This window comes from Acinetobacter ihumii, from assembly GCF_900625095.1.
GTDB classification, from domain to species: Bacteria; Pseudomonadota; Gammaproteobacteria; order Pseudomonadales; family Moraxellaceae; genus Acinetobacter; species Acinetobacter ihumii.
On the sequence record NZ_LR130760.1, the window covers coordinates 2,503,604 to 2,518,602 of the forward strand.

General features: G+C 39.7%; 13 protein-coding genes. 7 read left to right on the forward strand and 6 right to left on the reverse strand.

The window, feature by feature from the left end; all coding sequences use genetic code 11:
• Nucleotides 1-9: 9 nt before the first annotated feature.
• Nucleotides 10-384: a hypothetical protein gene (locus tag E0D95_RS11755; RefSeq protein ID WP_130803977.1), complete on the reverse strand. Its 375-nt coding sequence runs from the start codon at nt 382-384 to the stop codon at nt 10-12.
• A 191-nt stretch (nt 385-575) separates the two neighbouring features.
• Here E0D95_RS11755 and E0D95_RS11760 point away from each other — a divergent pair, with 191 nt between their 5' ends.
• Nucleotides 576-1,274: an ion channel gene (locus tag E0D95_RS11760; RefSeq protein ID WP_130803978.1), complete on the forward strand. Its 699-nt coding sequence runs from the start codon at nt 576-578 to the stop codon at nt 1,272-1,274.
• A 180-nt stretch (nt 1,275-1,454) separates the two neighbouring features.
• Entirely contained in the window at nt 1,455-3,425 is a 1,971-nt protein-coding gene (locus E0D95_RS11765; RefSeq protein ID WP_130803979.1) for a BCCT family transporter, read from the forward strand.
• 53 nt (nt 3,426-3,478) lie between these two features.
• On the opposite strand, the gene omp33-36 is transcribed toward E0D95_RS11765, so the two are convergent.
• Nucleotides 3,479-4,381: a porin Omp33-36 gene (gene omp33-36, locus E0D95_RS11770; RefSeq protein WP_130803980.1), complete on the reverse strand. Its 903-nt coding sequence runs from the start codon at nt 4,379-4,381 to the stop codon at nt 3,479-3,481.
• A gap of 1,084 nt (nt 4,382-5,465) precedes the next feature.
• Between omp33-36 and E0D95_RS11775 the strand changes: the two genes are divergently transcribed.
• Nucleotides 5,466-7,172 carry a GGDEF domain-containing protein gene (locus E0D95_RS11775; protein WP_130803981.1) on the forward strand — a complete coding sequence of 569 codons (1,707 nt, stop codon included), beginning with the start codon at nt 5,466-5,468 and terminating at the stop codon, nt 7,170-7,172.
• Nucleotides 7,173-7,181: 9 nt separating this feature from the next.
• Here E0D95_RS11775 and E0D95_RS11780 read toward each other — a convergent pair whose 3' ends face one another.
• Together E0D95_RS11780 and uvrA are read right to left on the reverse strand one after the other, a co-directional pair.
• Nucleotides 7,182-8,030 carry an AbiJ-NTD4 domain-containing protein gene (locus tag E0D95_RS11780; protein WP_130803982.1) on the reverse strand — a complete coding sequence of 283 codons (849 nt, stop codon included), beginning with the start codon at nt 8,028-8,030 and terminating at the stop codon, nt 7,182-7,184.
• 66 nt (nt 8,031-8,096) lie between these two features.
• Nucleotides 8,097-10,928, reverse strand: coding sequence for an excinuclease ABC subunit UvrA (uvrA, locus tag E0D95_RS11785; RefSeq protein ID WP_130803983.1), 2,832 nt, complete (start codon nt 10,926-10,928; stop codon nt 8,097-8,099).
• 202 nt (nt 10,929-11,130) lie between these two features.
• Between uvrA and E0D95_RS11790 the strand changes: the two genes are divergently transcribed.
• The gene (locus E0D95_RS11790; RefSeq protein WP_130803984.1) at nt 11,131-11,484 is read left to right on the forward strand and encodes a DUF1304 domain-containing protein; all 354 of its coding nucleotides are present in this window, start codon (nt 11,131-11,133) and stop codon (nt 11,482-11,484) included.
• Nucleotides 11,485-11,672: 188 nt separating this feature from the next.
• Here E0D95_RS11790 and E0D95_RS11795 read toward each other — a convergent pair whose 3' ends face one another.
• Nucleotides 11,673-12,047, reverse strand: a complete 375-nt coding sequence (locus E0D95_RS11795; RefSeq protein ID WP_130803985.1) for a hypothetical protein — start codon at nt 12,045-12,047, stop codon at nt 11,673-11,675.
• A gap of 218 nt (nt 12,048-12,265) precedes the next feature.
• Here E0D95_RS11795 and E0D95_RS11800 point away from each other — a divergent pair, with 218 nt between their 5' ends.
• The gene (locus tag E0D95_RS11800) at nt 12,266-12,610 is read left to right on the forward strand and encodes a GlpM family protein (protein ID WP_130804900.1); all 345 of its coding nucleotides are present in this window, start codon (nt 12,266-12,268) and stop codon (nt 12,608-12,610) included.
• Between the two features lie 43 nt (nt 12,611-12,653).
• Nucleotides 12,654-12,914: a YciI family protein gene (locus E0D95_RS11805; protein ID WP_228258899.1), complete on the forward strand. Its 261-nt coding sequence runs from the start codon at nt 12,654-12,656 to the stop codon at nt 12,912-12,914.
• 79 nt (nt 12,915-12,993) lie between these two features.
• On the opposite strand, the gene tenA is transcribed toward E0D95_RS11805, so the two are convergent.
• Nucleotides 12,994-13,665 carry a thiaminase II gene (gene tenA / locus E0D95_RS11810; protein WP_130803987.1) on the reverse strand — a complete coding sequence of 224 codons (672 nt, stop codon included), beginning with the start codon at nt 13,663-13,665 and terminating at the stop codon, nt 12,994-12,996.
• Nucleotides 13,666-13,860: 195 nt separating this feature from the next.
• Between tenA and E0D95_RS11815 the strand changes: the two genes are divergently transcribed.
• The gene (locus E0D95_RS11815) at nt 13,861-14,937 is read left to right on the forward strand and encodes a DUF475 domain-containing protein (protein ID WP_130803988.1); all 1,077 of its coding nucleotides are present in this window, start codon (nt 13,861-13,863) and stop codon (nt 14,935-14,937) included.
• Nucleotides 14,938-14,999 lie beyond the last annotated feature (62 nt).

A 14,999-nucleotide genomic window follows, 5' to 3' on the forward strand; every position in this document is an offset into this window, starting at 1 on the left:
TTTTTTGAATTATTGCTTGGTATAAACCTGCCCATTGACTTGCATTTTCCATTGTTCATTTTCCTGATAGGGCGTGTGGTCAACTTTAAAATTTTTACCCAGATCACCTTGTCCAATTGCAAAACTATTTTCATCGAATTGAGTAATACTGGCTTTCATATCGGCTTGCTCTGTCAGACTGACTTCACTCTCTGGGGTTTTCTGATCTTGATGTGCATGGTGCTTATAGGTCACTTGACCATTTTTTTCAATTTTTAAGCTATCATGTTGACTTTGCCATTGACCAATATAATCAGGATACTGTTCCAGCATTGGATTGGTTTTTCCGCAAGCGGCCAACACCAGTGTAAGACCGATCATGAGAGTAGAACACATGCGTTTCATAAAGATAACCTAATTCGATGTTTTAACTTATTATCTACGAGCAAGCTGTAACACGTTGCAGTATTTTGATCAAATTGTGCTTAATGTCCTTTACATAGAGCTTATTTACATCACCATAATTGCACCATAGTTGATAACTGCGCTATGGATGATCATTTAAATAAAAAAACATGAGAATAACCGAGGATTCAATGCAGACATTGCACCATTTCTGGAAAGGCTTACGCTTGTTGCCTTCAGCTTGGCTGTTGCTGGTACAGTTTTTTATCTTGATTCTTTCGGCGATGCCGAACGATAGCTATTTCTCTTTTCGTGCCATGAGCTGGGCATTAGGGTCGCTGGCATTGCTCATCATTGCCAAAGTCATTCGCCAGACGCCAACCTTTACTGCACTGGGTTTATTATTTGTCAGTGGTGCATTTATATTTTCTTTTCTTATTTTATTGGGTTATCAAGACAAATCCATTCAAATTATTGCACATACGTTTGAAAGCTTTGCCTATTTTTATGCGGCATATGGCTTAATCCGGTATATGTTTGCCGACCGCTATTTAACCAAAGATGAACTGTTTGCGGCTGGCGCAGTGTTTACCTTAATCGCATGGGGTTTTGCGTTTCTTTATAATATTTGCCAACTGATTGTGCCTGATAGCTTTATAAAGGCAGATCATGAAGGACTTAAAAGTTGGCTGGATTTACTGTTTCTAAGTTTCAGTTTGCAATCTGCCACAGGGCTTTCAGATTTATTACCCGTAGGTGCGGCAGCCAGAGTATTGGCGATGTTACAGATGTTTGGAGGTGTGATGTATTTGGCCGTGATCGTGTCACGTTTGATCGCATTGCAATATATTCGACATACACCTAAAGATTCGGCAACTAAAGATCAATAAAACTTTGTTACAGCTCTACAACGCTTCTTTCGCAACTTCTCCATAAAATATAAGGAGTAAGCACAACATGCCCGCGTATTGTTGATATGCCATACGCTGTCTGTTGGTGATTTTTAAATTTATATCCCATTCTGTGACCAGTTTGGTCACGTTATCAATTAAAAATAATCTGGGGGATCTATGCCTTCCAAAACGTCATCTTGGATGAGTAATATCAATCCAAATGTGTTTTTTAGTACGCTCGCAATTATTGCGATATTCCTTGCAATTGTGATTATTGCACCTAATTCTTTTGAGTTACTCACGCAACAGTTAAAGAACTGGATTACTGAATCCTTTAGCTGGTTTTATGTTTTATCTGTCGCTTTTTTTCTGATTTTACTGCTGATTATTGCATGTTCACCCAGTGGAAAAATTAAATTAGGGCCAGACCATAGTCAACCGGATTATAGCAATAGTTCATGGTTCGCGATGCTGTTCACCGCAGGCATGGGCATCGGCTTGATGTTTTTCGGGGTAGCAGAACCGATCATGCATTATGTTACACCGCCAACAGGAGAGCCTGAAACAATCCTTGCTGCACAGCAAGCGATGCGGGTCACATTCTTCCATTGGGGCTTACATGCGTGGGGCATCTATGCCATTGTCGCATTGTCACTGGCCTATTTTGCTTACCGCCACAATCTTCCTTTGAAAATCCGCTCCTCACTTTATCCCTTAATTGGTAAGAAAATCTATGGGCCAGCGGGAGATGCGGTCGATACCTTTGCCACGATTGGAACGATTTTTGGTGTTGCTACAACTTTAGGTTTTGGTGTGACCCAGATTGGGTCTGGCCTGAACTATTTATTTGGCTTGCAATCGACTGCAACCTCACAAATTATCTTAATTGTTGCAGTGAGTGCGATGGCGGGTTTATCTGTAGGACTAGGGCTGGATAAAGGCATTAAACGACTTGCCGAATTGAATCTGGTCTTAGCACTGATCTTATTACTCTTTGTCTTTTTTGCCAGTTCAACCATTTATTTGCTGCAAACCACCATTCAAAATGCAGGTCAATATATCTCTAATCTTTTTGATATGACCTTTAATCTATATGCCTACCAACCCACAGGCTGGATTGGTGGCTGGACGATTATGTATTGGGCATGGTGGATTTCATGGTCGCCTTTTGTCGGGATGTTTATTGCACGGGTGTCTAAAGGCCGAACCATTCGTGAATTTATTATTGGCGTGCTGTTTATTCCCACGGGTTTCACCTTAATCTGGATGGGCTTTATGGGAAATGCAGGCTTATTCAGTGTCCTGCATGATGGAAATCTTGGTTTACTCAGCGCGGTTCAAAAAGACTCATCGGTTGCTCTATTTGAGTTTTTGGGAACACTGCCGATATCAGGCGTGATGAGTTTTCTCGCGACAGTGTTAATTATCCTGTTTTTTGTAACCTCTGCAGACTCAGGTGCTTTAGTGGTGGATTATCTTACGGCTAAAACAGAAGACTCACCAACATGGCAGCGTCTGTTCTGGATTGTGGTCATGGCTGCATTGGCAATTATTTTATTGCTGGCAGGGGGCTTAACGGCATTACAGTCGGCAACCATTATGAGCGCATTACCATTTACTGTCATTATGCTGCTGATTTGTTGGGGGTTAATTAAGGCTTTACGTATTGATACCACCAAAATGCAGGCGATATCTGAAGCGAGAACTACACCACGTGCTATTCAAAACCCACGTAGTTGGCAACAACGTTTGGGATTGATTATGCATTATCCTCATTCTAAACAAGAGGTGGATGATTATATTCAGAGTACAGTGAAAAGAGCCTTTGAAAGTATTCAAAAAGAGTTTCATCGCCGTCACCTAAGCGCAAAAATTGAAGACACTGAAAATGGTCTCGTACTCAAAGTGGATCATCATGATGAAATTAACTTTATTTATAATGTGGTTTCACGTGAAACAGTCCCACCAAGTTTTATGACAGAGCATCTTGAAACAGATCAGCAACAATATTATCAGGCTGAGGTTTTCTTGCGGGAGGGCGGACAAAATTACGATGTGATGGACTGGACACAGGAAGATCTCATTCAGGACATTATTGACCAATACGAACGGCATTTGTATTTCTTAAATGTCGTGAGAACCACTTAAACAAAAAAGAGGACTCAATTTGAGTCCTCTTTTTCAAGCAAAATTCAGATCAATTAGAAGCGAACTTTTGCATTTAAACCGACAGTTTCTGTATCAAAAGCAACGTATTTTGCATTTGCATTCACATAGCTTGCACCTACTGAAAGGGCAGGTGTTACAAAGTAGTTTACATTTGCACCCCAAGCTGAAGTGATTGGAGAGAAATTATCACTTGCAGGGTTAGAGCTGAAACTTGCTTCTGCATAAGATGCACCAACACTAAGTTTCGGTGTGATATACAGGTCAGATTTTAATTGATACATGGTGTAATCACCGTATGCCAATCCACCTTCAAAACCAACTGCCATGTTTGTGCCATCAATCGAACCCACATATTTTACACGTGCAGTAACCGCATCCTGATCATCACCAATAGTGGCTGCTTCACCAACTGATTTAGCAATGCCATTGTTTAAAATGTTAAATGCGTCTAGTGAAAATTGGTCAGCAACGCTGGTATAACCAACAGCAACCAAGAAGTTAGGAATTGGTAATACACCCACTTCTAAAGCATAACGGTCGCCATTATCATCTTCTAAACCATTTTTACCATCAGTTTTGGTATGGCTATAAGCTACGCTTGCATATGCAGGAACGTAAGGTGTTGGAATGTAAGCTTCTGCTTTGGCACCATAAGTATGGTTGTCAAGATTAATGTCACCTGCATCTTGATCATACTTGGCATAATTGTAGGCAATAGCCACATTTGATGCTTGGTTTAAAAATGCAGCTTCTGCAAGAGGACCTTTAGATGCATCTACATCTTTAAGATAGAAGGTACCCGCAACTGCGCCAGTAAAGTTTTTATCATTAGCAGTTGTATCTACAAATTCAGATTGACCCTGAACTTCGACTTGATACGCTTGAGCACCGGTCATGGCTAAAAGTAGTGCAGTGGCTAAACCGAGTTTTTTCATAATAGTTTCCAGCATGAACAAGAAAATGAAACTGTGGTCATTGTATTGTAACAAAATATGAAGTCAATGCCGCTCGGCGAAATGTAGGAATGCAAAAATTTCATACTAAGTGATTGATTAAAAATCATTCATTTGAAAAATATTCTGTCAACCAATAAAAATAGCTTCATTTTACAAGCAGCTATACACACTTTGTATAAAAAAATAACTTGAAATTTATAAAATAATCATGATTATTTTGATTGTAAAAATAGATTAATAAAATTATATTGATCGGCAAAAACTTATTAGAATAGATCTACATATAGAGAATAAAGCATTAAATTATGCATTTAAGATATTTTTCTGCACATTAAGTCACAAAATTGTGCGTAATTTAGCAAAGATAAGGCTCTTGACCATAATTTGAGAAAAAAATCTTGGTGTGTGCGCTAAAACAGGGATTACTTATGTAAAGAATCGTAAAAATGCCCCAGAAAGCAACTAAAAAAGAAGAAATGCGCTTTACTTCTAACAAGTTTATATAGATAATGAGTACATGAATCTTGATCAGATTAGTCTGAATTAGTTCAGGTTCAACATTGAATTGTGTAATGATTTCAGTTTATATGCCCAGCTTTCCCCAAGGTTGGGCTTTTTTTTATCTATTTTTTATGAAGATATGCTGAAATTTTAGATTCAAACAATGTTTATTAAAGAACTCAATAGCAGCACAAGGCTGCATTATCTTTATTCTATAAGCTTAAAAATGTGAGAAAAATAAAGTCAGTCTGAATTTATTGTTTAATAAATGCTTCTCTTGCGTTAAAAGATAAAAGACCACTTTAGATTGAATACTCTAATATTTTTGCTTAAAATTTAATCTTTTCCTTGGGTTAGAAATTCAAATATAACGTTTTTTTACAATTGACATCCAAACCAACTGGCATGAGATTGCGTGAATCCCTGAAAAATCAGGACTTAAAAAAGCCAAGCATGTTATATATTGCTTACATCATTGGATTATTTTTAAGCTAATATGAAATCTTAAGTAAAATGAAAGATTAATCAATCCGAACAGTATGATGAGGAGTGCGGTCTGAGCATGTCGAAATTGCGTTCGAAATCGATTAGTCAACGATTATTTGTGTACATGATCATCATCATTTTATCCTTGCTTTGTATTTGTACACCTTTAATTATCAATAGTTATCGCACTTTAAATTTTGCGCAACAAGACCTCATTTCCATTCAAATTCTGAGTAAACTCACCGACACCGCGAACAAAGTTTCACGAGAGCGTGCTTATGCCAATAAGCTGATGTCCAATTCTTCGCATCAACAAGTACTGTATCGTGTTGAATTAGATCGTTATAGATTAGGTGTGGATGAAAATATTCGCCAAAATATACAGATGTTGAAAGCACAGGGCTTTGTTCGAGTTGCAGAGCAACTGCAATCGGAAACCATGATTGATTTAAAAATTGCGCGTAATCTGGTTGATGGTTACGCCGCACTTCCCGATGCTTCCAGAACGTCTATACAATATGATCATGCGGTTCAAGCCATGTTTGCGGCATGGGATAGCGATCGAGAAATTTTACGCGCTTTTGTGATTCAGAGAAATAGTGGAGAAAGTCAGCTTTCTGATTACATCACCATGATTTTGCTGTTGTCGGATTTACGTGATCAGGCAGGCAGAGCCGCTTCCAATATTATTGCGCCTTTGAGTTTTAAAGAGCAGATTCCAGACATCAATCTGGCACGATCCTTACAAACACAATATCAGGCGATGTATTTGTGGAATCTAATTGATACTTTGCAGCCAAAAGATGCCAAAACGCCAGAATATTCACGCCTACATGAACAGGTCAAAGCCAAATTTCTGGGTGAAGCGATAGGGTTAATTCGTCAAATTTTAAACGAAAGTCGCCGACAAGAAGCGTATTCAATCACTGGTTCACAACTAACAGAGCGTATTGTCGATAAATTTAGCCCAGTTGTGGACTTGCAAAAATATATGCTGGATGAAAGTTTGCAACTCGCCCAACAGCAAAAGCGTTTGGCAGAACAGAAATTTGTTTTAACGATATTGTTGTCTTTGTTCGCACTCGCGATTGTTTTACTTATTTTACGCTATTCGCAAACACGGATTATTGATCCTTTAATTCAAGCCAGAGAGGAAATTTTAAAACTTGCTGAGGATAAAGATCAGATTGAGCAGACTGATCTGGATAAAAAAAATGAATTTTCCTCTTTATTTAGTGCCATCAAAAAGTTGCAAAGAAAGTTGCAGCAACGCGATGCACTCGAGTTCCAGCTTCGTAATATTGCCAATACCGATACCCTGACGGGGGTTTCTAATCGCTTGGCTTTAGATGATTATTTGACGATTGTGTCACAGCATCCCCCAAAATTATCGCGGCTATGTTTGATGATTATTGATATTGATAACTTTAAACGTGTTAATGATGAATATGGTCATATCGTGGGAGATGAAGTCATTAAAATGGTTGCGGAGCAGCTGAAACAATCGGTACGTAATTCTGATTTAATCATTCGCTACGGTGGAGATGAGTTTCTGGTCTTGATTGAAGATGTTCAATATGCCAAAGCTTTAAACATTGCAGAGAAGATTAGAACACATATGGCTTCCAAGTCGATAACTTTGGCTGATCTTGGGCAATCTATTCAAATTTCTTTAAGTATTGGTGTTGCTGTCGGGGCATTGAGTTGGCTGGATTTATTTCAAAAAGCTGATCAAGCTTTATTAAGAGCAAAAGCGAAAGGTAAAAATATGGTGGAAGGGTGAGATATCTTTTTATTTTGTCTTTTTAATCAAATAATTAATGAAATTTGTGCAGGAAACTAACATAAATTTAGCATCAATATACGATAAATTTGACTCGTCTAGCATAGCATGGCGAATACCATCTCCGTCAGAGGTATAACCATAAAGCTGATTTAAACTATTTTTGAGTGCTGGATGGATGTCATGTCTATCTTCTATGATTTTAAGTGCTTTACCTAAGGTCGCTTTATCATCTTGTGTAATAACTTTACAAATGGATTCGACAGCACTAATCGATTCTTTAATTGAGTTACGGTAGTCAGGATTTTGTCGATCTGATATTAATTTCAATGCTTGATTTAAATGTAGCTGAACCCCCGAGTGTTGATTGGTATTTTCTAAAGCATCTTCAATAGATTGGATTTCTTGCTCACTTGTAATTTCGAGTATATTGCCATTCGATAAACGATAAGCTGATAAATATTTTTCGAGGCAGAGATTAATTGACTTAGAAAAAATATCTGAATTAGATTGAATATTGGGATAATTTTCTAAAGTAACTTCAATAAAGTCATAAACTTCATACCATTCACATGACATAAAATATTTTTTTATGCTTAATATTCCATCACTAATAAATTGAGGTATTTCATCAGTAGGGCGCTGAAAGACATTCATGTAGATATTTAGAAAAAAGCCTTCTAAATTACTTCCCAAAATATAAGATGTGCTAAAGGCATACGGATCATAATTTTGAAAATTAGCAAAAATAATTCTATCGTATAGAGACCATAATGCGTTTCTAAGTTCTTGATCAATTGATTCCTTCTGGATAATTTCTCGTACGGCTTTATAACCAGATCTTTCTGAAAATCGCATTATTTCCTCAAATAAAAAACGGTGAAGGAATCACCGTTTTAGCACGAAATATTGATAATTCAAAGATCAACTCAACATCGGCTTTAAAAAACGTCCCGTATGCGAAATTTCAACCTCAGCCACTTGTTCAGGTGTCCCTTCAGCAATAATCTGACCGCCACCAGAACCGCCTTCTGGGCCTAAATCGATAATCCAGTCTGCGGTTTTAATCACATCCAGATTATGCTCAATCACCACAATCGTATTCCCCTTGTTACGTAACTCGTGCAAGATATCTAAAAGCTTGGCAATATCATGGAAATGTAAGCCTGTGGTCGGTTCATCCAGCACATATAAAGTTTTGCCTGTATCACGTTTTGCCAATTCACGTGCCAGTTTGACTCGCTGTGCTTCACCACCTGAAAGCGTGGTTGCGGCCTGACCCAAACGAATATAACCCAACCCAACTTGCGTTAAAGTTTCCAGACGACGATGAATCACAGGAATCGCACTAAAAAACTCTGCGCCATCTTCAACCGTCATCTCTAACACATCAGAAATATTTTTACCTTTATACGTGACTTCGAGTGTTTCACGGTTATAGCGTTTGCCATGACAGGCATCACAGGGCACATACATATCAGGCAAGAAATGCATCGCCACTTTAATCATGCCGTCACCTTCACAGACTTCACAGCGACCGCCTTTCACATTAAAAGAAAAACGTCCTGCCGCATAACCCCGTGCTTTGGCTTCAGGCGTTTGCGCAAATAACTCACGAATTGGGGTAAATAAACCCGTATACGTTGCAGGATTCGAGCGTGGCGTACGTCCAATTGGACTTTGGTCAATATCAACGACTTTATCCAGATGTTGTAAACCATCAATCGAATCGAATTTTTCTGCGGTGAGTGTGGTTGCACCATTCAATTGTGTCGCGGCTAATGGCAACAAAGTACGATTAATCAAAGTGGATTTACCTGAACCCGAAACACCTGTGACACAGGTCATAATCCCAAGTGGAATGGTCAGATCGACATTTTTCAGGTTATGACCTGCCGCACCAGACAGTTTAATCTTCTGCTCAGGAGTAGGCGATTGTAAACGCTGCTTGGGGACTTCAATTTTTAAAGCACCCGATAAATATTGTCCTGTTAATGAGTCTTTATGCTTTTTCAACTCATCTGCTGTGCCTTCGGCAATAATTTCACCGCCATGCACGCCAGCACCTGGACCAATATCAATAATATGATCGGCAGCGCGAATTGCATCTTCATCATGCTCGACCACCAAAACCGTATTGCCTAGATCACGCAAGCGAATCAGGGTTTGTAACAAACGATCATTATCACGTTGATGCAAACCAATGGACGGCTCATCCAAGACATACATCACGCCCATCAAGCCCGCACCGATTTGTGAGGCCAGCCGAATCCGCTGTGCTTCACCACCCGAAAGTGTTTCGGCTGAACGTGCCAGACTTAAGTAATTCAGTCCTACACTGACCAAAAAGTGTAAGCGTTCCCGAATCTCTTTAAAGATTTTATCGGCGATTTCACCTTTGGCACCTTCTAGGTTCAAGTCCTGATAATAACTTTCGGCATCGCCAATCGACATGCTGGTAATGTCAGCAATGGTTTTATCCTTGACTTTGACATGGCGTGAAATTTCATTTAGACGTGAACCGCCACAGGCATCACAGGCGGCATTGGACAAATATTGCGCCAGATCATCACGCACATAATTACTTTCAGTCTCACGATAACGACGTTCCAGATGGGTAATCACGCCTTCAAATGGAATGACACGATTATGTTTACGACCTCGTTCATCGATGTAACTCAGGTCAATTTTTTCTTTGCCTGTGCCATATAAAAATTTCTTTTGGGTGTCTTTGTCCAGTGTGTTCCACGGTTCATCCAATGAAAAACCAAAATGTTCCGCGACTTTTTGCAGCATCGAATAATAATATGGACGTTGACGATCCCAACCGCGAATTGCCCCCTGACTTAAGGATAAATCAGGACTTGGAATCAATTTTTCTGCGCTAAAATGACTACGTGTTCCCAACCCATCACAGACTGGACAAGCCCCAAATGGGTTGTTAAATGAGAACATGCGTGGTTCAAGTTCCGCCACGGCACGATCACATTCAGGGCAGGAATGCTTCGCAGAAAACACCCGATCAGGTTGTTCAGCATTCATCCACGATAAAATTGCCAGATCACCGCCTAAGCGCAAAGCGGTTTCAAATGATTCCGCAATTCGATTACCCAGATCATCACGTACTTTAAAGCGATCGACCACCACTTCAATGGTATGTTTTTTCTTTTTATCCAGTTCAGGCGGACTATCGATATCAATAATGTCACCATCGACCCGTGCACGGACAAAACCCTGACCTTGGAGTTGCTCAAATAGTTGTGAATATTCACCTTTACGCTCACGCACTACAGGCGCGAGCAGCATTAACGCTGTGCCTTCTTCGAGTGCTTTAACGGCATCGACCATTTCAGACACCGTTTGCGCGACCATGGGCAAATCGTGTTCAGGACAATACGGTGTACCCACACGTGCATACAGCAGACGCAAATAGTCATAAATTTCGGTAATGGTGCCGACGGTGGAACGTGGATTATGACTGGTTGATTTCTGTTCAATCGCAATGGCAGGACTTAAGCCTTCAATTGCATCGACATCAGGTTTTTCCATTTGCGATAAAAACTGACGCGCATACGCCGATAGCGATTCGACATAACGACGCTGACCTTCCGCATATAGGGTATCAAAGGCTAAAGAGGACTTACCTGAGCCTGAGAGTCCCGTAATTACCACAAACTTATCGCGTGGAATATCGAGAGACACGTTTTTTAAGTTATGGGTACGCGCACCTCGAATACGGATTTGACTTTGGCTCATAAAATGATCCTAAACGAATTTTAAAAAGGTATATATGATAGCGCATGAAAAATGTTCAAGCATGAAATTTACCATTTTATGCGTCAATTTGTGTCGGACTATTGAAAAGATAGATGGCTTTAAAAATCTTAGTCATCTGGTTTAATTTCAGCTATATTTTTAAGTTCTAAAATTGAACTTGACCAAAAATAGGATCATCATCATGTTGGCCAAAATACTGATCACTCTGATCGCATTGTTACATGTGTATATTTTGGTGCTGGAAATGTTTTTATGGGACAAAACTTTAGGGCTTAAGGCATTTGGCAATACCTTGGAAAAAGCACAACTCACCAAAGTTTTGGCACAAAATCAGGGTTTATATAATGGTTTTCTTGCCGCAGGGTTGTTTTGGTCACTATTTGCGCCAGCACAGTATGCCATGTCTTTAGCAACATTCTTTTTAGGCTGTGTTTTAGTCGCAGGAATTTATGGCGGATTGACCGCAAGTCTTAAAATTATTTTTATACAGGCAGTCCCTGCTTTATTGACCTTGATGGTGATTCATTTACTTTAATATTGCAGTAAAAGTCAGGTTTGCTTGATCGCTTGTTTTTATTTCGACATCTCCAGAGAGAAAACTAAAGTAACTTTAAAATAGTGATAAAAGAAACTGATTGAGATCTCATAAAAAAAGCACAACTCATGTTGTGCATTTGGAGTCAAGTGGAACTTTTTTCTGGTTGTTATATGATCATTAGGAAATTAACAGGCCATCGCAACATCACGTTCAAAAATAGATTCGACCTGTTCAAAAGCAATACGTTTCGGTTGATTGTGCTGTGAAAAAGAATAATGAATCACTTGAGCTTCCAATTGCGACAATAACTGTTCGTAGTCTTGTTCAAAATGCTCAAGATCCATTAAATCAATGCGTTTGGGATGATTACAATTATATTTAGCAATAAAATCCAGCATTAATTTTTGAATATTGCGATTGGTAAAGTAGATCAGGTAAGTCGCTGCCGAACCACAATGTAAGCAACCTTGATTGATGTAAATTTCTTGATTTGCAAACCAGCACTGCCGCAATGTAATCATGGCGTTCATTGCTTCACTACCTTGAGTTTCTATCAGCATTATATTCTCCCACTGCAACGTGCTATCAATACTGAAGCAAAGTAAATAATAATCATTATCAAATAAGCATGCTTGAACTGATGCGAAATTGCAAGCCAAATTTGTAAAGGATCATTTGAACAGCTTCCCAATCAAAGGTGGATGGGGAAAATAATCAACTTCTCATTTGTCGTGAAAGAGAGTAAGTTCAGTGTCATTGTCGATCTGTTATCGTGGTTATGCTTGGTTTATTCTTTAAATGCACTTTGGGTGCAGCAGTGGTATTGCTGATTTCGCTGTTGTCCAAAAGTCGATCTTTTTACATTGCAGGTTTAGTGCCTTTATTTCCAACTTTTGCGCTAATTGCGCATGTGATTGTATTTGGGCAGCAAGGTGCTGAAGCCTTACGCAAAACGGCGCTATTTGGATTATGGTCACTGATTCCCTATGCGGTTTATCTAGGGGTGGTGTATTACCTTGCAGATCGGGTCTCGATTGGGATGTGCTTAAGTTTTGCAACATTGGCATGGGTATTGGCTGCGGCCATTTTATTATATGGCTGGACGTCTTTTTATTCTGCTTAAGGCGTGAGGTAAAAATCCAATATTTATTGTCAGTTTAAATTATATAAAATCCCTCGATGAGGTTGATGCCTTGATCCAGCCACATATTGACTGGTTAGATCGCTATTTTGCAGAAGGTGTTTTTATCAGTGCAGGGCAAAAACAACCTCGTACGGGCTGTGTGATTTTGGTCAAAAGCATGCCACTTGAACAGTTAGAACAAATTTTGCAGCAAGATCCTTTTCAGCAAGTGGCAGATTATCATATTACCGAAGTTCATTTTTCCAAAACAGGATCGGGTTTTGAGCAACTACTGGATAATTAATCTGGAATGATTGTCTTGATCATCATCCAGTAGACTGCGCTTATATTTTTATGATGGGTTTTAGTTTGATTGATTTAGGTCAATCACTGAGTCCCATCCATTGTCGCTGTTCATAAGCACTGTCCCAAAACAGCCATTCGAGTTTTGCACCCATGCTATAAGCGGCATGCATTTTGGCTTTGGTGTCTTCGTCACAACGGGCAGCGACTTTATCGACAGTGCTAATTACATTGCGTACTGCACTATGAAACTCCTCTCCTGAATAGGTATCAATCCACGCCTGATATGGATTATTCGCTACAGATTTACTCACAATGTCCTGTCCTACTTCTGCATAAATCCAGAAACAAGGCAATAAAGCAGCTAAAACCACAGGATAACTTTCAGACCAAGCTGTGGCGGTTAAAAATGACGTATAGTGATGACAGGCAAGGGTTAATGGCGTGGTGTCAAATTGCTGTTTGCTAATGTCAAAATGCTGCATAAAGTCATTGTGCAGACTGCGTTCAACAATAATGGCAATTTTGGCGGCTTCAGCAAATTGAATCACATCATCCGCATCAAACGCTTTTGCTGCGGCGACTGCCAAAGCACGGCCATAGGCCAGTAAATAATGTGCGTCCTGAATCACATAATGACAAAAAGCATCAGCAGATAAAGTCCCTGCGGCAAGCTCCTGATTAAACGGCAAATTTAAAGTTTTTTGATAAAGTTCAATATTGTTTTGCCACAGTTCTTGGGTAAAATTCATGTGTTTTTGCTCTATATTCTAAAAATCATCCGCCCAGACTATAACAAAATTTTGTCATGCGTAGCCGCAGGGTGGGTTGATTAATTTTGCCTTAAAATTTTATTAAAAAATGATAAAAGTCATCTGCAAACATGCCTAAAACGCGCATAATATGCAGCGAAATCCTAATTTTAATATTTTTGATTCAGGGCGCTCATGAAGCATTTCCGTTTTTCCATTTTTTTTACTGTGATTTGTTTGGCTTTATCGGCGTACTGGGGCTATACCCATGGGCCCGAGGCAGGCATTTCCACCATGTTTAAAGCCTTGACCATTACTGCGATCTTGGCGGTCATGGAAGTGTCTTTGTCTTTTGATAATGCAGTGGTCAATGCTTCGGTGTTACGTAATTGGGATCATTTCTGGAAAATGATCTTTTTAACGGTAGGTATTTTAATTGCCGTTTTCGGAATGCGCTTAATTTTTCCGATTGTGATTGTGGCGGTCACCGCCAATATGGGCATGCTCGAAGTCGTGCAAATGGCATTGAATGACCCTGCGACGTATTCGCAACGTTTAATGGAGCATCATGCTGAAATTGCTGCTTTTGGTGGTACGTTCCTGCTGATGGTGTTTTTAAACTTTTTCTTTGACGATGGCAAAGATACACACTGGTTTAGATGGTTAGAGTCAAAACTTTCACATCTGGCCAATGTGCCGGCCATGTCGGTCTTTATCGCGTTAATTGCCATGTTAATTATGTCTGCCAATGTGCCCGATGAAAAACGTCTGGTGGTCACCATGGCGGGGATTTGGGGCTTAGTCATTTACATTGGCGTACAGGTTTTGAGTCATTTGTTGGGCGGTGAACCTGAAGTAGATGAAGAGGGCAATGCGGTCAAACACGATGAAAATGGCGCGGTGACAGGCGTGGTTAAAGCCGGTTTTGGTGGTTTTTTATACCTTGAAGTATTAGATGCGTCATTTAGTTTTGATGGGGTGATTGGGGCATTTGCCATTACCAGTGATGTGGTCATTATTATGTTGGGTCTCGCCATCGGTGCAATTTTTGTACGTTCCATGACCATTTATCTTGTCGAAAAAGGCACATTGGATGCCTATATTTTCCTTGAACATGGGGCACATTACGCGATTGGGGCACTGGCGTTTATCATGCTGGCCAGTGGTACAGGTGTGCATGTGCCTGAAGTCGTGACAGGTTTAATTGGTGTGGCATTTATTGTTTGGGCAGTTTTTGCTTCCATTCAATACCGTAAACGACAACTCAGTTAAGCAAATCTTCAGTCTGAATGGCTACATTATCAGGGTGTTTTTACACCCTGTTTTGTTTTATG